We start from the raw sequence: 21,670 nt of genomic DNA on the forward strand, positions 1-21,670 counted from the left end.
TCGCTCACGCTTTGCGCTTCTTCCTGAGCAGCATCGCCACCAGGCCGCCGATCACTCCGGCGATGGCACCGATGATGGCGGAGCGTCCGACGCCGTCAAAGATGGAACGGCTGGCTGGCGGGCCTTCCACGCGTGGGTTCGCGGCCAGGACGGCATCGCGCCAGTCAGTCACCGCTTTCTCAGCCCACTGCCGGTCCGCCTGCGATTTGAAGTCAGCATTGGCATACAAGTAGATCAAACGTCCGTTCACAGGCACGATCATGCTGGCGATCACCCCCTTGAGTTTGTTGGTGTTGTCACCGGCTCTGGCTTCCACATTCATGGCCATTGTGAATCCCAGGCTGTTCGGGGTTTCGCCAAAATAGCCCAGCACCGCGAGATCGCTCACGCTCAGCGCCGCGTCCGCCCCGGTGGCGTCCTGCATCGCCTTTTCCGCCTTGCCCTTCAGCTTGGCGATTTCCGCCTCGATGGTCGCCCTGGCCTGATCGAGTTCCTTTTTCGTCTGCTGCTTCATTTCTGCGAAGGTGCGGTCCCCGATCTCACGGTTTTCGAGCGAGCGGAGCACCTGCGCGTTGAAACTGCGGCTCGCGTCGGCGGCATTGGCCTGAAGCGGCTCAAAACGGGCCAGATAGCGGTTCGACGCGGCGAGCATGGATTCCAAGAGACGATCCTTCTCCGGATTCAGTCCGTCGATGCGTTGAAATCCCGTCGGCGGCGGCAGTTTGATCATGCGTCCGCCCACGGAGTCATCATCTCTGGCCTGCGGCTTGACCGTCTCTGCATGACAAAGGTGCACGGCAGCGAAAACAAAAATGACTAAAAGTCGGGCGGGTTGCATGCGGCGAGCATCCACAGATGGACACCCCGATCAAGCCACGATCGGCCGTATCACCTCGCCATAAACATCCGTGAGCCGGAAATCTCGTCCAGCATACCGGTAAGTCAGCTCCTCGTGATTGATGCCGAGCAGATGGAGGATCGTGGCGTGCAGATCGTGGATGCTGGTGGGATTCTCCTGCGCGGCGAATCCGAACTCGTCCGTGCTGCCATGCACGGTGCCGCCTTTGATGCCGCCACCGGCCATCCACACGCTGAAGCCGTAGTGATTGTGATCTCGACCGAGCTTCGACTTGCCGCCGCTGAGCTCCACCGTCGGTGTGCGACCAAATTCGCCGCCCCAAATGACCAACGTGTCCTCCAGCATGCCGCGCTGTTTCAGATCGCTCAAAAGCGCCGCGATGGGCTGGTCGATGTCGGTGGCTAGCTTGCGGTGATTCGTTTCGATGTTGTCGTGATTATCCCACGGCTGCCCGGCACCGTGCCAGAGCTGCACCATGCGCACACCACGCTCCAACAAGCGCCGCGCGATGAGCGTCTGCCGCGCATGCACACCCTCGCCATACATCTTGCGGATGTGCTCGGGCTCCTTGGTGACATCAAAGGCATCCGCCGCCTCCATCTGCATTCGAAAGGCCAGCTCAAAGCTCTGAATGCGAGCCTCCAGTCGTGGATCGCTGCGCTCCGCCTTGTGCGCGGCATTGATGCGACGCAGCAGCTCGAGCTGGCGGAGCTGCACGCTCGTGTCCGCGTGCGGGCTGCGGATGTTTTCGATCAAGCGGTCCACCGTTTCGTGCTTCGAATCGACATACGTTCCCTGAAACGCACCGGGAAGAAACGCCGCCTGCCAATTCTCCGCGCCTTTGATCGGCATGCCGCCGGGACACATCGCGATGAAACCCGGCAGGTCAGCCGTCTCGCTGCCGAGGCCATAGGTCAACCACGCGCCGAGGCTCGGACGCGGCTGGATGGAGTCGCCGCAGTTCATGAGCATCAGCGACGGCTCATGATTCGGCACCTGCGCCTGCATCGAGCGGATCACCGCGATGTCATCAATGCGCGCCGCCGTTTTCGCGAAAAGCTCACTCACCTCGATGCCGCTCTGCCCGTAGCGACGAAACTCAAATGGCGAAGGAAACGCCGCGCCCGTCTTCCGCTCCGTGATGCGATGACTCGGCACCGGTTTGCCCGCGTAGCGAGCCAGCGCCGGCTTCGGATCAAACGTGTCCACATGCGACGGCCCGCCATTGAGGAAGAAATGGATCACGCGCTTGGCTTTCGGCGCGTAATGCGGCCTTGAAGCCTGCAAATCCGCCAACCCCAGCGCCGCCAAGCCCATGCCGGAGCGGGCAAGGAAATCACGGCGGGTGAGCGGAAGGGGCATGTAACGAATACGCCAGCCGCTACGGTGGGCTTGCCGGCTTCAGGCGGCCGTTATCCCGTTCTCTTTTGAGAAAAGGTCCTGGTTTCAAGACCGGCATCCCATAGAAGGATTCTCCGAGGAGTTCGCCAAAGTCCGCATGGTCCAGCGTGAGGAGGACGTCCGCCCACGCCAGTGCGCCAAAAAGGATTGGCTTGTCTTTCGGCACTGGAAAAACCACCGGGCGATTGATGGTCAGTACATCATCCATGATCAGGATGCAGGGACGCATCGCAGCCCAGCCCGCACTGGCCTGAAGAGGCAGGTCGGGCAGATGACGCAACACCTCCTCAATCGCGTATTGAGTCGTCACCAGCAGCCAGCCGTTGATTGACGCCAGACGAAACACCTCGCGCGAAGCTCCCGTGGCCGAAGCTGCAGCCGAAAGCATGACGCTGGTGTCGAGAAAGAGCCTCATGCACTTTGGCGGAACTGCTGCATGTCAGCCTCGTCCTCGGCGAACCATGCCGCCATCCGCTCCTTGCTGAACTGTCGCGGCGGAGGCAGTTCACCACCCTCCGCACGCAGACGGGCGGCCACAAACAGGATCAATTCCTGCTTTTGCTCTGGTGGCAGCGCAGCGGCGGCTTTTTCAATTTCAGCGAGTGTGCTCATGCGGTCAGTTTGAGGCAATGGAGCCCGTTAATCAACAAACATGAACTCGTTCGAGAGCATCAAGACCTGCGCGAGCTGCTCCCAAGAGGTGAGTGTTGTTTTGGGCGAGGCGGTGAAGTCTTTTTTGGAGTCCCAGACTTCGAATGGCACGTCGCCGCCGGAAGCGGCGATGGTTTGAGTGGCGCTGAGTTGCGGTGACCAGAGGAATTGGTCGCTGTTCAGGCCGATGTCGATATCGACGATGAAATCGAGCGTGTCGCCTGCACGGAACGAAATGGCGGCGAGGCTGAGGTCGGCTTTGGAGCCGTGGAGCTTGGTGCCGAGCAGTTTGCCGAGGCGGGAGTGACTGACGAAGGCGCGGATGCCATCGCCGACCTTCGGTTCGTGGATCAGGGTGGAGCGCAGATCGTAGCGACCATCCGCAGGGGCGATCCATCGGCGCACAACGGCATGCTGGCGGTCATTTCCGGGATGACCGCCCTCGGCGGTGAGTTGAGCCCAGCCGAGTTGGGCGTTCGGCCAGTCTTCCGCGCCCTGCCAGGCTTGGCCGGTGAAGTGCGGCAGTGGTGTGAAGGTCTTCACGCGGCCGGTTTTCTCGTCCCACTCGCCAAAACCGTGCTGCCAGGCCTTGGCGTGATCGTTTTCGACGAGAGCGGGCTTTTCATCGACGGAGATGAAGGCGAGCGCAGAGGTCAGTTCGTCGGCTTTGGGGCTTCTTTGGAACAAAAAGCGGTAAAGCAGGCCTATGCGGTCTTGGGGCGATTTTTCGCTCGAAACGCGTTTGACGAGCGCTTTGGCCTGTTGGACGAGAAAGGGGTGATTCAGACCAAAAAGGGCCTGCTGCGGCACGGTGGTCTCGCTGCGTTGCGGGATGGAGAGATCGGGATTCGCGAAATCGAAGGTGCGCATGACCGCGGGCAGGTTTTCGCGGTCGATGAAGGCGTAGAGGGTGCGCCGTGTGTTGCTGGCGGCAAACAGCGGCTCGGGACGACCGCCGATTTGCGGATTCAGACGGCCGGCGGCGGCGAGCCAGGCATCGCGGGCTTCTTCGAAGGAGAGGCGATGGGGGACGTAGGACGGGTTTTCCAACCCGTCTGAACGAGTTGGAAAACTCGTTCTACGATACGCCTCCGACAACATGATAAGCCGGTGCATGTGCTTGATGCTCCAGCCGCTGCGGATGAACTCGGTGGCGAGGAAGTCGAGGAGCTCGGGATGCGTGGGCGGGCTGCTTTGCTTGCCGAAATCGCTCGGCGTGCTGACGAGGCCTTTGCCGAAGTGGTGCTGCCAGATTCGATTCACCATCACGCGGGCGGTGAGTGGATTGCGCGGGTCGATGATCGCCTGGGCGAGTTCGAGGCGGCCGCTGCCGATGGAAAAAGGCTCCTGCGGGCCGAAGAGGCTCAAAAACTGCCGCGGCACGGCTTCGGCCTTTGTGAGTGGATTGCCGCGAGTGAAGACGCGTGGCGTGACGGGCTGCGGACGGTCTTTTAAGATGGTGGCGTGAGCGGGCGCGGTGCTCGTTTTGATGAGAAAGCGGTCCACCTCGCCCTGCGACTTCCACAGCTCGGTGGTGACGCCGGTGGGGAAATACATCTCGATGTTCGCGATGTGCTCGTCGGGCACGAAAGCGGGCGAATCGGGCTGCTGGAGCACTTTTTCGGTTAGTTCGACGCCGGGATGCTTGTCGAGCCATCCGACGAAGCGATGAACGATGAAGGGATTGAGGTCGTTCGAGTCGAGGATCTGGCCGAAGACCTCTTCGGGGTATTTGTCGAACTCGCGGGTCGCTTTGAGGTAATCGGCGACACGGTCGCGCGTGCGCTTCATCTGCTCCTCGCGCCGTTTCGTCATGAGATCGCGGTTCTTCTTCACCAGCGCGGCGAGTTCGGCATTTTCGCCGCTGGCGCAGGGAACGAGCGCTTCCGCGCAGCTCTGGAAGACGCCGTAGAGCGCGTAGTAGTCGCGTGTGGGGATGGGATCGAATTTGTGATCGTGGCAGCGTGCGCACGAGACGGTGAGCGCCTGCGTGCCGCGCATGACGGTATCGATGCGGTCATCGATGATGTCGTGCGTGACGCCGAGAAAGCGTCGCCCGAGCGTGAGAAAGCCCATCGCGGCGAGATCGGGTGAGCTTGGCGGCACGACCTGGTCTGCGGCGATTTGCAGGAGCAAAAAGCGGTCGTAGGGCATGTCGTCATTCAGCGCCCGCACGACCCAATCGCGGTAGGCGGAGGCGTGGACCCAGTTCTTTTCTTCGCGGGCATAAACATAGCCTTTGGTGTCCGAGTAGCGGGCGACATCCAGCCAATGGCGGGCCCATTGTTCGCCGTAGTGGGGGCTGGAGAGGAGCGAGTCAATGAGGCGGGCGTAAGCTTCGTCCGACAGGTCTGACGTGTCGGACACGTCGGACGGTGGCAGGCCGGTGAGGTCAAAGTGGGCTCGGCGGATGAGGGTGCGGGCGTCGGCGCGGGTGGCTGTTGTTTGGAGATAGGCGTCGATGCTCTTTGCCTGGCCGGGCTTCAGCGGCTGAAAGGCCCAGTGCTCCGCCGAGAGGAGGCTCGTGGAGATACACAAGGTGCCAAGCTGGAGGAGACGATGTAACACAGCGGGGATCAATACGGCATCGACAGCGGCGTTTTGCCCGTTTATCTCGAAGCATGTTCACAGGTCTCGTCGAAACCACCGGCAGTGTTATTTCACTGGAGCCACGCGGCGAAAGCGCGCGGCTCACAGTGAACGTGGGCGCGATGGCATCTGAACTTGTGGATGGCGAGAGCGTGGCGGTGAATGGCTGCTGCCTCACGGTGACAGCGAAGGATGCAGCGGCACAGACGGCGTGTTTCGATTTGCTGATGCAGACGCTGAAGGTGACGAGCCTGGGTGATCTGAAGACCGGCTCACTGGTCAATCTGGAGCGTGCGATGGCGATGGGGGCGCGGTTTGGCGGGCATTTTGTCCAAGGACATGTGGATGCTACGGTGAAGATCCTCGATTGGAGCGAGCATGGACAGGATCACCGGCTGGAGGTGGAGATTCCCGCACAGCAACGCGGCTTGATCATTCCGAAGGGCTCGATCTGCCTCGATGGCATTTCTTTGACCGCCGCGGAGGTGACGGAGAGGACGGTGGTGTGCTGGATCATCCCGCACACGTTCCAGGTTACGAATTTGCACACGAAGAAGCCGGGGGACCGCCTGAACGTTGAGTTCGACATGCTGGGCAAGTATGTGCGCGAACTGATGCGGGCGATGAAGTGAGCGTCCATGAAGCCGGACAGGCCGTTTCTTTTTCACATGCCTGTTCTCGAAGTTGAATCCCTTACCAAAAGCTACGCAGAGCGCCCGATCCTGCGTGGCGTGTCGTTCAAGCTGGAGCAAGGCGAGCGCGTGGCGCTGCTGGGGCCTTCAGGCAGTGGCAAGACGACGGTGTTGAACTGTGTTGGCGGCGTGGATCGTGCGGACAGTGGTAACGTGATGATCGCAGGCCAGGTGCTTGGCGATTTGAGCGCGGACGGGCTGGCGCAACTACGGCGCAAGCACATCGGCACGGTGTTTCAGTTTTATCATCTGCTGCCCACGCTAAGCGCGGCGGAAAACATCGAGCTGCCGCTGCAACTGTTTGGCGTGCCGACGAGCGAGCGTGAAACGCGAGTGAGGAAACTGCTGGAACGTGTGGGCATCGCTCATCGCGCTGCGGCGTTGCCAGGTCAGCTCTCGGGCGGCGAGATGCAACGCGTGGCGATTGCACGCGCGGTGGTGCATCGGCCGTCGTTGATTTTGGCAGATGAACCGACGGGCAGTTTGGATTCGGCCACGGGAGCGCAGGTGTTGGAGTTGCTGGCGGAGATTGTGAGTGAAACCAAAGCGGCACTGCTGCTGGTGACGCACAGCCCGGAGGCGGTGAAACATTGCGAGCGTGTGCTGCGCATGCAGGACGGACAAATCGTCGAAGGCGCATGAGTACGGTACTTCTCATCTTGCGGCGTTGTGCGCTGCGGCACTGGCGGCTGGCTTTGCGGCAGCAGATCGCGTTGATGCTGATCCTGGCGCTGGGATCGAGTGTGTATCTGGCGGTGCGGCTTGCGAGCAACGCGGCGTTATCCGGTTTTGAGACGTTCACGGATGGCATCACGCGGCAGCCGGACTGGACGGTGCAGGCGGTGAGCGGTGTTTTGCGCGAAGACGATGTGCGGGAGATGCGCGAGGCGCTGGGGGATCGGCCGGTGAGTTTGCTGCCCGTGGTGGAGGAGACGGTGACACCGGCGGCGGATGCGGGCAATGGCGAGATCGGATCGCGAGCGACGTGGCGGCTGCTGGGCGTGGATTTTGTGGCCCTGCTGAATCTGCGTGGCGAGGCACCGGCGGGACTGGGCGCAAACATGCAGGCGGTGCGCTCGGGTGTTTATGTGAGTCCGAAGCTGGGCGTGAATGAAGGCGAGAAGCTGCGGCTGATTGTGGATGATCGCGTGATCACGCTGAAGGTGGCCGGTGTGGTGCCGGAGACACCGGGAGTGCCGAGTTTGCCTGCGCATTTGCTGCTGATGGATTTTCCGGAGGCGCAGTCGATTTTGATGCGTGGTGACAAGGTGGACCGCGTGGAGGTTTTGGCGCAGGACAGTGCATTGTTTCCGAATCTACGCGAGGAAGCGGGCGAGTTGCTGAAATCACGCTGGCAGGTGACGGGCGGCTCGAATCGGCGGCAACTGGCAGGGACGATGACGCAGGCGTTTCGCCTGAATCTGACGATTCTCTCGCTGCTGGCGCTGTTGGTGGGTGGTTATCTCATTTTTCAAGCGCTGGATGGCGTGGTGCTCCGTCGGCGAGAGGAGATTGGGATCTTGAAATCGCTTGGCGTGACGGATCGGGCGATTCAAATCGCGTTTCTTATCGAAGCGGGGCTGCTGGGACTGTGCGGTGGTGCTTTGGGCGTGCTCTTGGGATGGCTTGGGGCGCAAGGTGCCGTCGGTGGTGTGACGAAGACGATGAATGCGCTGTATGGCGCGACAAGCGAGCAGCAGGCGGCGTTGAGCGTGAATGAGGCACTGCTGGCGCTTTCGATTTCGATCCTTGCGAGTCTTATCGCCGCCTGGTGGCCGGCCCGGATGGCGGCGCGCACGCCACCGGCGCACATGTTGGGGAGGCATGCGGTGCTGTTTGAAGGTGGAACGGTGTGGCGCGTGGAATGGATCGGCTGGGCGATGATGCTAGTGGCAGTTGCGCTGGCTGAGTTGCCAGTGCTGCGGTTTGCGAGCGGCACGCGCCTGCCGCTAGCGGGTTATGCGGCGGCGTTGCTATGGCTGGTGGGCGCTGGATTGGCGGCGGGGTCGATGCTGCGCTTTTTGGCGCGGCGAAAGGTGACTTCAGCAGTGTGGCGTGTGGCTCTTTCGCAACTGCGTCGGCCGACGGTGCGGCATCGCTTCGCAGTGGCAGCGCTGGCGAGCGCGGTGGCGATGACGACGGGCATGGCGGTGATGGTGGCGAGTTTTGACCACACGATGCGCGGCTGGATCGACCGCACGATGAAGGCGGACATTTATGTGAGCAGCGCGGGAGCGCAGAGCGCGTCATCGACGCATTTCATATCGCCAAAAACGCTCTCTGCACTCGGACAGGGGCCGGAGGTGGCCGAGCTGGCGTTTGTGCAGGCGCGGACGCTGCTTTGGCACGGCGGCGAGGTGCTCATTCTGGGCACTGATCCGGTGTTTGCGCACAAGCATGGGCTGTATGCCTGGGTGGAGGCTCCAAAGCGTGAGGAATGGTGGAAGACGCACGATGACATCACTCCGGCGATCATGAGCGAGAGCTGGAGCGAGCGGTTTGGCACGCAGGTAGGCGATGTGATCGAGCTGGCGGGTCGCAAGGTGCGCGTGGTGGCGATGAACGCGGAGTATGGCAATGAGCGCGGATCGCTGACCTTGCCGCAGCAGGTTTTTAGCGAGTGGTTTGAGACCGACGAGGCATGGCGTGTGGCGATCATGCTGAAGCCGGGCATGGATGCGGAGACGGTGCGGGATCGAATGCAACGCCAGCAACCAGGTTTGAGCGTGTTCACCAACGCACACCTGCGGAGCGAAGCGCTGCGTATTTTCCGCCAGACGTTTGCGGTGACGCATGCGCTGGAGGTGATCGGCGTGATCGTGGCGGTGGTAGGTCTTGGTTTGGCTTTGGCGAGCCTGATGCTGGAGCGGCGGGCGATTTTGGCGACGCTGCGATCGCTGGGCATGACGCGCCGTGAGATGGCGAAGTCGGCGGCACTTGAAGGGCTCGGCGTGGCGTGTGCAGGTGCGTTCACGGGCATTGCGGCCGGTTTGTGGCTGGGATGGCTGCTCGTTTATCGCATCAACAAGCAGTGCTTTGGCTGGACGCTGCAGTTTCACGCGGTGTGGTGGCATCTCGCAGTTCTGGGCGCTGCGGTGATCGTCGTCGGCATGCTGGTGGCCGCGCTGGTCGGACGATGGGCGGCGATGCTGCCGGCAGAACAAACGGAAGAATGACATGAAACACTGGATGCTACTTTTTCTCTCGATGACGACGCTGCTGCATGCACAGACGACGGCGGATGGCTTTGCGATTCCGCAGGCGGGGCGGGTGTTCGTGTTTCCACGCGATCATGGGAGTCATCCTGAGTTTCGCACGGAGTGGTGGTATGTGACGGGGCATCTGGATGCGAAGGATGGCGGGCGGTTTGGGTTTCAGGTGACGTTTTTTCGGCAGGCTAGGCGTGATGATGGGAAGACCTTGCATTTGCATCTGGCACATGCGGCGCTGCTGGATGCGCGGACGGGGCGCTTCGTGCATGAGGAAAGGCTGAACCGTGAAGGATGGGATGCGGTGTCGTCTGAGACGACGCTGGCGGTGCGGAATGGCAACTGGTCGCTCAAGCTGGATGAGGTGACGCAGCGAATGCACATCGCGGCGACGGTGAAAGGCGAGGTTTTGCTGCGACTGGATCTGGAGGTGGTGAAGCCGTTGGTGGTGTTCGGCAAGGATGGTGTGTCGCGCAAAGGAGCGAGCGCTGAGGCTGCGAGCCATTACCTGACGTGGCCGCGTTTGAAGACGACGGGCACGGTCAAACTGCGGGCGGACGAACATGCAGTGAGCGGTGAAGCGTGGATGGATCACGAGTTTAGCAGCAGCCAGCTTGAGGCGGGGCAGGTGGGCTGGGACTGGGCGGCGCTTCAGCTAAAGGATGGGCGCGAGGTGATGGTCTATCGCATGCGGCGGAAGGATGGGACGCTGGACAAAGCCTCGACGCTGGCGGTGGTGGAGCGTGATGGGAAGGTTCGCCATCTGAGCAGCGATGTTTTTGCCTGGGAGGTTCTCGGGACGTGGAAAAGCCCGCGCAATGGTGCGGAGTATCCAATTCGCGTGCGGATTCGGTTTGAGGGCACTTGGTTTGAGCTGAAGCCGCTGGCGGAAGATCAGGAGCAGGACGGCGGAATCACGCGGCTGCCTTATTGGGAGGGCGCGTGCGATGTGATCGACTCAGGCGGACAGGTCGCCGGCCGGGCGTTTCTGGAACTAGCCGGTTATGCAGGAGATCTGGCGGGGCACTTGCGCGCCAAATGACTCGATGGCCCTACAAAACTACGAGTACTTCACGTCCTTGCGCGGCTCCATTTCGAAGGCGGTGGACTCCTGTTCGGAGATGTTCGGCTTGAGGACTTCCTCGCGGAACTTGATGTAATAGGGGTCGTCCTGGCAGATCGCGAGCTTGTCCATGGTTTCTACCTCGAGATAGACAAACCACGGCCAAGGATCGGCAGAATTGACGCGCTTGCCGGTTTTCACCGCGAGCACCTCCGGAACGCGCAGGAGCATGACGCGTGTCTGGGACATCATCTGCTCCAGTTTTTCCTCGGTGACCTGGGGCTTGAGCTGAAACAGGCTGAGGTAGGCGATCATGGAGGCGGAAAACGAAGCTGCGAGGCGGCCAGACTATGACTTCCAGTCGAGCACGCCTTTTTTCCAGGCGTAAACGAATGCGACAAGCAGGATGGAGACGAATCCGGTGGCCACGGCGAGGATGGAGGGGCCGTGAGCGGCGATGAAATCCTTGTAGATCACGGCCCAGGGGTATAGGAAAACGACCTCGATATCGAACAGCACGAAAAGCATCGCGACGATGTAGAATTTCACACTGAAACGCGGCTGGCTGTCGCCGACGGGCAGCATGCCGCACTCATAGGCGGAGTCTTTGATCTCGGTGCGCTTGGCAGATTTACCAAGCAGCGCAGAGGCGATCAGTGTCACGACGGCGAAACCACCGGCGATGACGATTTGCAGCAGGACGGGGAGATAGTTCTCAAACATGGGGGCAAAGAGACAAGGATGGGTAGCGAAGGCCGGGGCAGCGTCAAACCCGGAGAAAACAAAAGGGCCGCCGTGCATGCGCAGGCGGCCCTTTGAAAAATGACGGATGATCAACGGGCCGCAGTACGAGCCACGACGGCGGCGCTGCGGGCAGCGATGGCGGCGTTGTGAGCGGCACGCAGGCCTTCAAGGCCGCGGTAGGTCTTGCCGACCTTGGCGCAGAGACCGCGGCTGACGAGGTTCTGCAGCTTTTCATAGGAACGAAGGCGGAGCATTTCCTCCCCACCGCTGACGGCGTTCTTCAACTTGAGGTTGTCATAGACCAGACCGAAAAGGGTGTTGAACTCATATGTCTCAGGCTTGGAGAGGACATTGACAAGCTCGTCGGTGACATGGTCAGGGACTCGGCGGGAGAAACGTGTCTTGCGGGTCGGAGTGGTAGTAGCCATAGAGATGGTCAGCTTAGCACATCTTTAACATGTTTGCGACGGTTTTGTGAGAATCCCCGGATTTTTCTCCTACGCGGCATGCGCAACAGGCCAAATCATCCCTTGACTTTGTGCCGCATCGCCGACGCAAGAGTCGCTCCTATGTTCGGATGAAGGGGGCAATTCTAATGGCTCCGGAAAGACGGCTTTCTGGCGACGGCGGGCAGGGAAGGGGGGTTACTTGCCCGCAATCTTGTAAAGAGCCTTCTTGGTGCGGATGAAGATGGCGCCATCCGCCACAGCCGGGGAGGTGGTGATGGGCTCGGCGAGCTGGTTTTTGCCCACCAGCTCAAACTTCTCCGGCAGGGCGCGGACGAGGAAGGTTTGGCCGCGGTCATTGGAAAAGAGCAATTTGTCGCCGATAACGACAGGGCCGGGCAGGTGCTGGCCCTCCATGCGGTCCTCCCATAGGTCCTTGCCGGTTTTGGCCTCCACAGCACTGACGATGCCGCCGCGGGTGGTCTGGTAGAGGACGCCGTTGACGAGGACCGGGGCGGACTCGCTGGCATTGCGTTTTTCACGGTCCCACAGGACGTGACTTTCAGTGATGTCGCCGGCCATCTTTTCGTCGATGCGGACGCCGAGGGTGTGGGCGCGCTCGGAGCCGGTGTTGAGGATGAGCAGGTCACCAAGGCGAAGCGGTGGGATGGCGGCGTTGAAGCCGCCGTGGCGGATGGTCCAGAGTTCTTTGCCGGTGGCTGCCTCGTAGCCAAACGCGGCCCGCGAGCCGATGGAAACAAGCACTTCCTTGCCGCCGATCTCGAACACGTCAGGAGTGTGGTAGGCCTTGCGCATGTCGCCATCACGCGTGGGCTTGCCTTCCTTGTCGAGATCGCCGTAATCGGTGGTGCGGGGTGTTTTCCAGACGGTCTTCCCGGTTTTCTTGTCGAGAGCGGTGACGAACTGCTCATTGATGCCGTCAAAGGTGAGGATCAGCAGGTCGCCGTGAATGAGCGGCGAGGAACCGGGGCCGCGATAGTGGCGCACATTGATATCGCGGCGCTCCCAGACTTTTGAGCCGGTGGCCGGGTCGATGCGCGCCGTGCCGTAGGTGCCGAAATGAACGTAAAGTGCGTCCGCTTCGAGCACGGGGGATGGCGCGGCATAGTTGTTCAGCGGGTTGCCGAGTTCTTCGGGCGCGGCGTTTTCAAACACGAGCTTGTGATGCACGATTTTTCCGCTGTGCCGGTCGATGCCATACACGAACTGCTGCTTGCCATCGGTCGTGGCGGCGGTGAACCAGATCAAATCCCCGCCGATCACCGGCGTGGAGTGGCCTTCGCCTTCGAGTTCGACGCGCCAGGCGATGTTTTTGCCGGAAGCTCCGTCCCATTCGAGCGGAACACGAGCCGCCTCGGTCGCGGGGACGATTGCATCTTGCGTCGGGCCGTTCTTCGCGGGCCAGAACAAGGGCTGGGTGGCCGACTGCGCCACGACAAGCGTGGTGAGTAACGGGAAGGCGAGCGTAAGGAGGGCGTGCGTGCGGATCATGAGGCGTGAAGTTGACGGAGCAGCGTGGAAAATCTTTCGCGGAGGAAAAGAGCATGCATGGTCCGCCGCATCCAGCCGTATCCCTCGCCATTATGAAAAAGACATTCCTTGCCTGCCTTGCCGCCTTCATCTGCCTTTCCCCTTCCTATGCGCAGGATTTGAACGAGCAGCTCCGTCGCGCCGCCGAAAAGCTGAAGAATGAATTTTCCAAAGTGAAAGAGCAGACCGAGGTCAAGGGCCGCGAGTGGTTCAAGAAGGCCAAGGAACACCTCACCACCAGCCGCGATGAGTATTTGAAAAAGGCGGACGACGCCCTGACGCGCTGGCAGGCGGACATCGAAGTGCTCAAGGAGCAGGGGGGGCGTGAGTATTTCAAAACTCGTGTGAAGGCGCTCGAAGAGCACCACGCCTACGCCTTGAAGGAACGGGAGACGCTCGGCGGCATCACCGAGGAGGCGCAGTTCCGCGCCCGGCAGAAATCTTTCGACAAAACCTTGTGGACGCTGGAGGCGGCCGTCGAGCAGGCGCAGGAAGAGGCCGGCTTGTAGGCCAATGCGCGCCCAAAGGGGCGCAAATGCCGCGGGGCATTGCCTTTCACGGGCGGCTATGCTGAAATCATTACTAATCCCATGAAAAAGCTCCACCACGTCATCGCCGCCATCGACTTCACCCCTCACTGCCGGAACGCCCTGCGCGAGGCAGCCCGCCGCGCCTCGCTCGATGGCGCTGCCGTCACCGCCGTGCATGTCATGGACGAATTTCTCGTGCATGAGCTGAAAAAGGCGCTCTCCACCGACCAGGCCACCATCAGGGCCGACTGGTTGAAGCGTTTGCAGCAGTTTGTCGCCGAGTCCGAGGTCGGGGCCGTTGCGGTGAATGCCGAGGTGCGCATCGGGCATCCGTTCACCGAGCTCATCGAGGCTTGCCGTGCTCACAGCGCCGATTTGCTCGTCATGGGGGCCAAAGGTTCGAAGAACGAGCCGCACCGTGTCGGTGCCATCGCCGCGAAATGCGTGCGCAAGGCTCCTGTGGATGTGCTCGTCGTGCGGGAGGACGCGCAGGGGCCGTTTAAGAAGATCGTCACCTGCGTCGACTTCTCCGAAAACTCCGCCAAGGCAGTGCAGTGCGCGCTGCACGTCGCGCAGCAGGATGGCGCGTCCTTGGATTGCCTGCATGTCTATCAGAGCGCGCTGGCCATGTCGCTCGACTACGGCGGCTTTGCCCCCGCGCTGCCCGCCACCATCGACCCCGAGGCGGTCGAGAACTGGCGCAAGGATCTGGACGCCTTTCTTGCCCCGCTCATTCGCGATACCGCAGGTGTCAAGGTCACTGCGCTCATCAAAGAGCGCGTCAATATCCGCGAGGCCATCCTTGATCATGTCAGCGAGTCGCATGCCAGCCTCGTCGTGCTTGGCACGCGTGGAAAAACCGGCCTGCGGGAGATGCTCATCGGCACCACGGCGGAAAAAATCGTGCAAAACGCCCCGTGCTCGATCCTGGCGGTTAAACCGGATGGATTTGTCTCCGCCGCCGATTAAACCTCCGCACATGCCGAAAAAGCCGCCCGCCGCACCCAGCATCGCCGAGCTGCAGGCCGCGCTCCAGGCCAGCGAGCAGCGCGCAGCGGCGATTGTCGAGACGGCGGTGAACGCGATCATCACCATCGACGAAAACTGCATCATCGAGACGGCGAATTCGGCCACCGAGCGAATGTTCGGCTACAAACGTGAGGAGATCACCGGGTGCAATATCAGCATGCTCATGCCGCAGCCCTACCGCGACAGGCATGACGGCTATGTTCGCAATTACCTGAGCACCGGCGTGAGGCGCATCATCGGTATCGGCCGCGAGGTGCTGGCGCAGCGCAAGGACGGCTCGGTGTTTCCCATCGATCTCTCCGTCGGCGAGGCGGTGCTTCCCAGCGGCCGCCGCATTTTCACCGGCGTCATTCGTGATCTTACGGAGCGCAGGGCGTTGGAGGAGAAAATACTTCACATCAGCGAGGAGGAGCAGGCGCGCATCGGCCAGGACATTCATGATGACTTGTGCCAGCAGCTCGCCGCCATCGGCTGCCTTGCCAAAGTGGCGCAGAAAAATCTCAGCAAGGCCGGCAGCCCCGAGGCGCAAAACCTCGAGGAGATCGTGAAGCTCATCAGCAAGGCCAACACACGCGCCCGTGAGACTTCCCGCGGCCTCATGCCCGTCGTGCTCGATGCCGGCGGCCTCATGGCGGCGTTGAAGGAACTGGCCGACAGCACGGCCCGCGCCTTCGAGATCATCTGCGAGTTTCGTTTCGACAATCCCGTGCAGATGAAGGACACGCAGATGGCCGTGCAGCTTTTCCGCATCGCCCAGGAGGCCGTCTCCAACGCCGTGAAGCACAGTCAGGCGAAACGCGTGGACATTCACCTCGCCAGGCAGAGCGGCAACATCGTCCTCACCGTGCGCGACAATGGCATCGGCATCCCCGACAGCGCGGCCAAGGGCACCGGCATGGGCCTCTTGACCATGAGTCATCGCGCTCAAATGATGAGCGGCACTCTCACCGTCTCCCCTCGTCGCTCAGGCGGCACCCAGGTCACATGCAGCGTTCCCGCACCAGCAAAGAATCCGTGAAGAACATCGTCCTCATCGACGACCACCCCATCATGCGCCACGGCCTCGCGCAGCTCGTGCGCGCCGAGTCAGGGCTGGAGGTTTGCGGCGAGGCGGGCAGCGCGCGAGAGGGGCTTGAGGTCGTCGGAAAGCTGAGGCCCGACCTCGCCATCGTTGATTTGACGCTGCCGGACAAAAACGGTCTGGAACTCGTCAAAGACATCCGCGCCATGCATCCCGCCACGCAGTGCCTCGTGCTTTCGATGCACGACGAGGAGACTTATGGCGAGCGTGCTCTGCGCGCCGGCGCACGTGGCTATGTCATGAAGGAGGAGGCCGCCGACCATCTCATCGCCGCAATCCAGAAAGTTCTCTCCGGCGGCCTTTACGTCAGCGAGACGCTCAACGCGCGCATGCTGGAGCAGGTCACTGGCGCCTCACGCAACAGAATCACCGGCATTGACTCGCTCACCGACCGAGAGCTCGAAATCCTCACGCTCATCGGCAAAGGTGTGCCGACGAAGAACATCGCCGCGCAGCTCAGCATCAGCGCGCGCACCGTCGAGGCCCACCGTTCCCACATCAAGGAGAAGCTCGGCATCACCGATGGAGCCGCGCTCGTGCGGCATGCGGTGCAGTGGGTTGAGGGCCGCGCAAAGGTTTGACACCGTCTCATCCGCGCCCGGCATGCGACCGTCGAAAGCGCCGCGAATTTATCTTTTTCCCTTCGTGAGAGAGCAATTTGCGCAGGGAAACAACACTAAAGATTGCTGAAATTTGCGTTGACGCTCCTTGGGGCGCTCTCATAACCTGCGCTCACGGCAACAGCCGCCAACAACACTATGGCAAAGAAAGCAACCAAAGCAGCTAAGAAAGCAACCAAGCCCAAAGCTAAACGGAAACCCAATCCTGCCCTGATGAAGCCGGTGCAGCCTGACGCGGTCCTCGGTGCCGTCGTCGGAACCAAGCCGGCTCCTCGTGGTCAGATCACGAAGAAGCTCTGGGACTACATCAAGAAGAACGGTCTCCAGGACGCCAAGAACAAGCGCAACATCAACGCGGACGACGCGCTGAAGGCGGTGTTCGGCGGCAAGAAGACGGTTACGATGTTTGAAATGACCAAGCTGGTCTCCAAGCACATCTCCTGATTCATTCCTGAACTCATCCACGCCGCGCCTGGCTAGTCCGGGCGCGGCGCTTTTTTTGCCCGGAAGGCCGGGGCCCGGCTTTCAAGGCGCGTGAGTCACATAATCAAGCTCCATGAACTCGGCCACCTCGGGAATCCAGCGCTTCTGCACGAACGCGACGTGCTCGGGATGATCGCAGTAGAACGTGTAGGCGTCCGCGTCCGCGAACTCCATCGAAAGGCCGAAGGCAAACGGGTTCTTCGCGCTCGTCTGTCTCAGACACTCAAAATTTTGCACGCCCTGGATCTTTGCGAGTTCGCAGGCGGCGCGGAGAAAATCACGCTCGGCATCGGAGCCGGGCGCGTGGTTGAGACGAAAAGCGACGGTGTGGCGGATCATGACGATATGAACCAACGTGCTCAGAAGTCCCAGCGTTGCGGCTTTCCGTTCGCAGGGGCGACTTCGATGAAGTCGATGTCGGAATCGGGCAAATACACTCGCAGCGTGCCAAGCGGTGCCTTTTCCTTCAGCTCGACCTTCAACTCCTGCCAGTGGCCCGCCTTCAATGCCAAAGGTGTCGAATGCACGATGCTGGCGTCGGCGGAGGTCTTCGGCAGCGAGTCGATCCTGCCGGTTCCTCCATTTGTGCTGCGCACGCGCAACGTCACGACGGCAGGAGCCTCCATTTTCGGCATGCCGTGTCCAAGGAAGGCGGATCCTGGTTTGCCGGTGGATTTCATGGTGAGGATGCCGTCCTGGACCGTCGCCTTGCAACCTCGCTCCTTCCAGTTATCGAGCGGATCGGTTTTCGCGGCGGGTGTTTTGGCCGCCACAGGCTTGTAAGCCGGATTGGGGCGGGGAAACGTCGCTCCGGTGTCCTTGAGAAAGCCGTCGATGAGCGCTGAGAGTTCCTCCGTCTTCCCCGGCATCTTCGCAGCGAGGTTATTCGCCTCGCTGATGTCATCCTTGAGGTTGTAAAGCTCGAGTGGGTCCGGATTGCCAAACCAGCGCAGCAATTTGAAGTCACCGCTGCGCGCCCAAACGCCGCCCGCTTTGTTGGCCCCGGCATGCGGATGGTAGTTGAAGTAGGCGGCACGTTTTAGCTCACCTTCGCCCTTCAAAACCTTCGCGTAGCTGATTCCATCAAACGTTTGCTTGTCTGGTTTCGCGATGCCGAGCAGGTCGATAACGGTGGGATAGACATCAATGCAGCCGACGACGGCCTCGCTGGTGCTCCCAGCCTTGATTTTACCGGCCCAGGACCACATCATCGGCACGCGGGTGCCGCCTTCATAGAGCGTGCCTTTGCCGTCGCGCAGCGGCGTGTTGTTCGTCGGCGGCTGAGTGCCCGCCCACTTCCGCCAGTCCGCGTTCGCTGACTTTTTGCCCTCGGTCGTGATGTTGCTGTGCGTGTTGCCGCCGTTGTCGGAGGTGAAGATGATGATGGTGTTGTCCGCGACGCCCTGCTTGTCGAGTTCGTCGAGAATGCGGCCGAAACACTCGTCCACGCTCTTCAGCATCGATGCCATGATGGGGTTGCCCTGACGGCCGGCGGGATCTTTTTGGGCCATGAATGCTTTCGTGTAGTCCTCCTTGTGCCCCCACGGGCCATGCACGCCGTAGCACCAGAGATTGAGGAAAAACGGACCGCCTTTGCTCGCCGCGATGAATTTCACCGCCTCTGCCGCCTGGCGGTCCACGATGTATTCGCCCTGCGGGCCGTCGGTGATCGTGCCGACCTTGCTCTTCGCCGTCGGATTGCCTTCCGCGGTCACGCCGTAAGGCGAGAAGTAGTTTCCTGGCGGCCCGGGATCAGGATGGCAGTGAAAAGCCACGTCGAAGCCCTGCTGCTCCGGCCAGTGCGGCTGCGTGAGCCCGAGGTGCCACTTCCCGATATGCGCCGTGCGATAGCCCGCGCTTTTCAAAGCCTCCGCCAGCGTGATCTGTGTCGGTTCGAGAAAGTTTTTGCTCTCCGGCGTGAGCATGGGCTGTGTCGGCGGCGCGGTTTCCTTCAAAAACACATGTCCCTCCGGTTGCGGAGCTTGGTGGCCTGTGGCGCTGGTGATCCTGTGCCGCGCGGAATACTGCCCCGTGAGCAGAGAGGCACGTGTGGGGGAGCAAAGCGGCTGCGAATACGCGTTGGTGAAGCGCATGGCCCGCTTCGCAAAGCGGTCGATGTTCGGCGTCTCGTAATATTGCGAGCCGTAAGCGCCGCAGTCCATCCAGCCCATGTCATCGACGAGGAAGAGAACGACGTTCGGCTTCGAGGCAAAAACCGAAGGGCCGAGGACGAAGAGAAATAAAAGAACAGCGCGGATCATGGCGCGCTGGGAACGAGCGGCCACCGTTTGGAATTGCGTCCAAAACAACGTTTGCGCGGCAACATGCCCGCGCTCTCCTCCGCAGGATCATGGAAGCCTTTTTCAAGCTGCGTGAACGTGGATCGACTGTCCGTGCCGAGGTGACCGGCGGCGTGACGACGTTCATCACGATGGCCTACATCATGGTGGTGAACCCGGCGATCCTGTCCTTCGCGGGAATACCGGCGGGGCCGGGCACGGTGGCGACGATTGTGACGGCGGTGTTCGGCTGCGTTCTAATGGGATTGATCGCGAACAGGCCCATCGCCGTCGCGCCCTACATGGGCGAGAACGCCTTCATCGCGTTTGGCCTCACGGCGCTCGGAATCGGCTGGGAGCAGCGGCTTGGCGCGGTTTTTGTGAGTGGAGCGTTGTTTCTCGTCATCACCCTGGTTGGAATCCGCGGCCGGCTGGCGAACTCGGTGCCGGTCGGGCTCAAACATAGCTTCGCGGCTGGCATCGGCTTGTTCCTGGCCTTCATCGGACTTCATGAAACTGGCATCGTGACGAGTTTTGTGACCGGGATGCCCGCGCAGGCGCTGCCAACGGGCGCGGGCGGTCTTTTCACGGCCCCGGCGGTGCCGGTGAAGATCGGCAACCTGCGCGATCCGCAGGTGCTGCTGGCGGTTGCCGGTTTCGTTTTGATGACCGTGCTCATGATTCGGAAAATCCGCGGCGCTTTGCTCATCGGCATCCTTGCCACGGCTTTGACCGGCGGCGTGCTCGGTTTTGGTCATGCGCCAAAGTCGATCACGGCGTTGCCGTTCACCGGTGCCTACGATTTGAGCGCGATCGCGTTCAAACTCAATCTCGCGGGTGTTTTGCAGCTCAGTTTCCTGCCCGTGCTGCTCACGCTGTTTCTGATGAGCTTTCTCGATACGCTGGGCACGCTGACCGGACTCGGCTCGGCGGCGAACCTGCTGGATGAGAAGGGCAATTTCCCGCAAGTCGAGCGCCCGATGCTCGTCGATGCGCTGACGTGCATGTTCGGCGGCGTGGTGGGCACTTCGACGAGCGGCGCTTATATCGAATCGGCCACGGGGATCAGCGAAGGCGCACGAACCGGACTCGCGGCGCTTGTCACAGCCGCGCTGTTTGCTGTCTCGCTCTTTTTCATCCCGCTGATCGAGCCGCTGCAGCAGCTCCGCTTCGCTTACGGGCCGGCTTTGATCGCTGTGGGCGTGTTGATGTTCGGATCGGTGCGGCGCATCGACTTTGACGATCTCACGGAGTGGATCCCGGCCTTTGTGACGATCGTGATGATGCTGTTCACCTACAACATCGCCAACGGCCTCACCGCCGGGCTGGTGGTGCATCCGGTGTTAAAAATCGCTGCTGGCCGCGCACGTGAGTTGAACGCGGGAACGGTCATCCTGGCGCTGATGTGCGCGGCTTACTATGTCTTTGGACTGCCACACTGATGCTGCTGACCCACCAGTTTCCGATTCAGAGACTGAAGCAGGCCATTGACCAGCTCGCGGCGCACAATGTCTTTCTCGGCACCTCGTCGTGGAAGTATCCGGGCTGGGCGGGGCTGCTCTATGACGAGCAACGATACCTTTACCGGGGCAAATTCGCCGAAAGCAGGTTTGAGCGCGACTGCCTGGAGGAGTACGCGCAGGTCTTCCGCACGGTCTGTGTCGATGCGGGCTACTACAAATTCCCGTCGCCGGAGTACATCGCCGGTTTGTGCTCGCAGGTGCCTGATGGCTTTCGTTTCGTGTTCAAAGTCACTGATGAGATCACAGCACGGACGTTTCCGAAGCTTGACCGTCATGGTGACAAGGGCGGGCAGCGCAATCCGCACTTTCTCGACGCGGAGCTGTTCCGTGCAGCCTTTCTGGCATCATGCGAGAAGCATCGCGAAAAGATAGGCCTGCTGATCTTTGAGTTCAGCCATTTCCATCCGCGTGACTTCGAGCGTGGCCGCGAGTTTGTCGAGATGCTGGATGCTTTCCTGGGCCAGTTGCCCCCGGGCTGGCAATACGGCGTGGAAGTGCGCAACAAGTCGCTGCTGCATGCGGACTACTTCGCGACACTGAAAAGACATGGCGTGGCCCATGTGATGAACAACTGGACGCACATGCCGAGCGTGGCCGAACAGTGGCGGATGCCGGGTGTTTTGACCACGGACTTCACGGCTGCCCGTTTCCTGCTGAAACCAGGCCGCACCTACGAGCAGGCAGTGCAATCCTTCAGCCCCTACAACGCGACCAAGGATGTGAATGAGGAGGCAAGAAAGGCCGCGGCAGCCGTGATCGAGCATGTAATGTATGCGATGACGCCGACGAGTTCGCGCCGCAGCTTCCTCCTGGTGAACAACCGCCTCGAAGGCAACGCGTTGTTCACGATCCTGGCAGTCCTGACGATGCTCGACCGCACTGGACTGCTCAAAGAGATGAAACTGGCCGATTGAGAAGGC

The 21,670-nt window shown here is 61.2% G+C and carries 22 protein-coding genes; 11 read left to right on the forward strand and 11 right to left on the reverse strand.

Going from position 1 to position 21,670, the window contains the following annotated elements; translation table 11 throughout:
- Window positions 1-4: 4 nt before the first annotated feature.
- Genes ACILSE_RS07445 through ACILSE_RS07465 form a run of 5 tightly spaced genes read right to left on the reverse strand, consistent with a single transcriptional unit; the run spans window position 5 to window position 5,479 of the window.
- Window positions 5-838: a hypothetical protein gene (locus tag ACILSE_RS07445; protein ID WP_395716743.1), complete on the reverse strand. Its 834-nt coding sequence runs from the start codon at window positions 836-838 to the stop codon at window positions 5-7.
- Between the two features lie 30 nt (window positions 839-868).
- Window positions 869-2,221: a DUF1501 domain-containing protein gene (locus ACILSE_RS07450; protein WP_395716744.1), complete on the reverse strand. Its 1,353-nt coding sequence runs from the start codon at window positions 2,219-2,221 to the stop codon at window positions 869-871.
- Window positions 2,222-2,240: 19 nt separating this feature from the next.
- Window positions 2,241-2,675 (reverse strand): hypothetical protein, encoded by a 435-nt coding sequence (locus tag ACILSE_RS07455; protein ID WP_395716745.1) that lies wholly within the window; start codon window positions 2,673-2,675, stop codon window positions 2,241-2,243.
- A complete protein-coding gene (locus tag ACILSE_RS07460; protein ID WP_294225517.1) occupies window positions 2,672-2,872 on the reverse strand; it encodes a hypothetical protein in 201 nt (66 codons plus the stop codon). Before ACILSE_RS07460 ends, ACILSE_RS07455 begins: the two co-directional genes overlap by 4 nt.
- A gap of 27 nt (window positions 2,873-2,899) precedes the next feature.
- Entirely contained in the window at window positions 2,900-5,479 is a 2,580-nt protein-coding gene (locus ACILSE_RS07465) for a DUF1549 and DUF1553 domain-containing protein (RefSeq protein WP_395716746.1), read from the reverse strand.
- 53 nt (window positions 5,480-5,532) lie between these two features.
- Between ACILSE_RS07465 and ACILSE_RS07470 the strand changes: the two genes are divergently transcribed.
- Genes ACILSE_RS07470 through ACILSE_RS07485 form a run of 4 tightly spaced genes read left to right on the forward strand, consistent with a single transcriptional unit; the run spans window position 5,533 to window position 10,443 of the window.
- A complete protein-coding gene (locus tag ACILSE_RS07470) occupies window positions 5,533-6,132 on the forward strand; it encodes a riboflavin synthase (protein ID WP_395716747.1) in 600 nt (199 codons plus the stop codon).
- 36 nt (window positions 6,133-6,168) lie between these two features.
- Window positions 6,169-6,834, forward strand: coding sequence for an ABC transporter ATP-binding protein (locus ACILSE_RS07475; protein ID WP_395716748.1), 666 nt, complete (start codon window positions 6,169-6,171; stop codon window positions 6,832-6,834).
- The gene (locus tag ACILSE_RS07480; RefSeq protein WP_395716749.1) at window positions 6,831-9,368 is read left to right on the forward strand and encodes an FtsX-like permease family protein; all 2,538 of its coding nucleotides are present in this window, start codon (window positions 6,831-6,833) and stop codon (window positions 9,366-9,368) included. The genes ACILSE_RS07475 and ACILSE_RS07480 overlap by 4 nt, the downstream gene beginning before the upstream one ends.
- Window position 9,369: 1 nt before the next feature.
- A complete protein-coding gene (locus ACILSE_RS07485; RefSeq protein WP_395716750.1) occupies window positions 9,370-10,443 on the forward strand; it encodes a lipocalin-like domain-containing protein in 1,074 nt (357 codons plus the stop codon).
- 18 nt (window positions 10,444-10,461) lie between these two features.
- On the opposite strand, the gene ACILSE_RS07490 is transcribed toward ACILSE_RS07485, so the two are convergent.
- From ACILSE_RS07490 to ACILSE_RS07505, 4 genes are all read right to left on the reverse strand, one after another.
- Window positions 10,462-10,779, reverse strand: a complete 318-nt coding sequence (locus ACILSE_RS07490; RefSeq protein WP_395716751.1) for a Dabb family protein — start codon at window positions 10,777-10,779, stop codon at window positions 10,462-10,464.
- 33 nt (window positions 10,780-10,812) lie between these two features.
- Window positions 10,813-11,187, reverse strand: a complete 375-nt coding sequence (locus ACILSE_RS07495; RefSeq protein WP_395716752.1) for an NADH-quinone oxidoreductase subunit A — start codon at window positions 11,185-11,187, stop codon at window positions 10,813-10,815.
- 110 nt (window positions 11,188-11,297) lie between these two features.
- The gene (locus tag ACILSE_RS07500; protein WP_395716753.1) at window positions 11,298-11,636 is read right to left on the reverse strand and encodes a hypothetical protein; all 339 of its coding nucleotides are present in this window, start codon (window positions 11,634-11,636) and stop codon (window positions 11,298-11,300) included.
- Window positions 11,637-11,852: 216 nt separating this feature from the next.
- Window positions 11,853-13,166, reverse strand: coding sequence for a PQQ-binding-like beta-propeller repeat protein (locus ACILSE_RS07505; protein WP_395716754.1), 1,314 nt, complete (start codon window positions 13,164-13,166; stop codon window positions 11,853-11,855).
- A gap of 92 nt (window positions 13,167-13,258) precedes the next feature.
- Between ACILSE_RS07505 and ACILSE_RS07510 the strand changes: the two genes are divergently transcribed.
- The 5 genes from ACILSE_RS07510 (at window position 13,259) to ACILSE_RS07530 (ending at window position 16,909) form a co-directional block, all read left to right on the forward strand.
- Window positions 13,259-13,714, forward strand: coding sequence for a hypothetical protein (locus tag ACILSE_RS07510; protein WP_395716755.1), 456 nt, complete (start codon window positions 13,259-13,261; stop codon window positions 13,712-13,714).
- Between the two features lie 81 nt (window positions 13,715-13,795).
- Window positions 13,796-14,704: a universal stress protein gene (locus ACILSE_RS07515; protein ID WP_395716756.1), complete on the forward strand. Its 909-nt coding sequence runs from the start codon at window positions 13,796-13,798 to the stop codon at window positions 14,702-14,704.
- Window positions 14,705-14,714: 10 nt separating this feature from the next.
- Window positions 14,715-15,782, forward strand: coding sequence for a PAS domain S-box protein (locus tag ACILSE_RS07520; protein WP_395716757.1), 1,068 nt, complete (start codon window positions 14,715-14,717; stop codon window positions 15,780-15,782).
- Window positions 15,749-16,426, forward strand: a complete 678-nt coding sequence (locus ACILSE_RS07525; RefSeq protein WP_395716758.1) for a response regulator — start codon at window positions 15,749-15,751, stop codon at window positions 16,424-16,426. Before ACILSE_RS07520 ends, ACILSE_RS07525 begins: the two co-directional genes overlap by 34 nt.
- Window positions 16,427-16,678: 252 nt before the next feature.
- Window positions 16,679-16,909, forward strand: coding sequence for an SWIB/MDM2 domain-containing protein (locus tag ACILSE_RS07530; RefSeq protein ID WP_294225481.1), 231 nt, complete (start codon window positions 16,679-16,681; stop codon window positions 16,907-16,909).
- Between the two features lie 81 nt (window positions 16,910-16,990).
- On the opposite strand, the gene ACILSE_RS07535 is transcribed toward ACILSE_RS07530, so the two are convergent.
- Together ACILSE_RS07535 and ACILSE_RS07540 are read right to left on the reverse strand one after the other, a co-directional pair.
- On the reverse strand, window positions 16,991-17,287 hold the full coding sequence (locus ACILSE_RS07535) for a Dabb family protein (protein WP_395716759.1): 297 nt from the start codon (window positions 17,285-17,287) through the stop codon (window positions 16,991-16,993).
- 20 nt (window positions 17,288-17,307) lie between these two features.
- The gene (locus ACILSE_RS07540) at window positions 17,308-19,209 is read right to left on the reverse strand and encodes a sulfatase (protein ID WP_395716760.1); all 1,902 of its coding nucleotides are present in this window, start codon (window positions 19,207-19,209) and stop codon (window positions 17,308-17,310) included.
- An 89-nt stretch (window positions 19,210-19,298) separates the two neighbouring features.
- On the opposite strand from ACILSE_RS07540, the gene ACILSE_RS07545 reads away from it, so the two are divergent.
- Both ACILSE_RS07545 and ACILSE_RS07550 read left to right on the forward strand, forming a co-directional pair.
- Complete coding sequence (locus ACILSE_RS07545; protein ID WP_395716761.1) at window positions 19,299-20,669, forward strand: NCS2 family permease; 1,371 nt, start codon at window positions 19,299-19,301, stop codon at window positions 20,667-20,669.
- The gene (locus ACILSE_RS07550) at window positions 20,669-21,664 is read left to right on the forward strand and encodes a DUF72 domain-containing protein (protein WP_395716762.1); all 996 of its coding nucleotides are present in this window, start codon (window positions 20,669-20,671) and stop codon (window positions 21,662-21,664) included. The genes ACILSE_RS07545 and ACILSE_RS07550 overlap by 1 nt, the downstream gene beginning before the upstream one ends.
- Window positions 21,665-21,670 lie beyond the last annotated feature (6 nt).

Source organism: Prosthecobacter sp., from assembly GCF_044236155.1.
GTDB lineage: Bacteria > Verrucomicrobiota > Verrucomicrobiia > Verrucomicrobiales > Verrucomicrobiaceae > Prosthecobacter.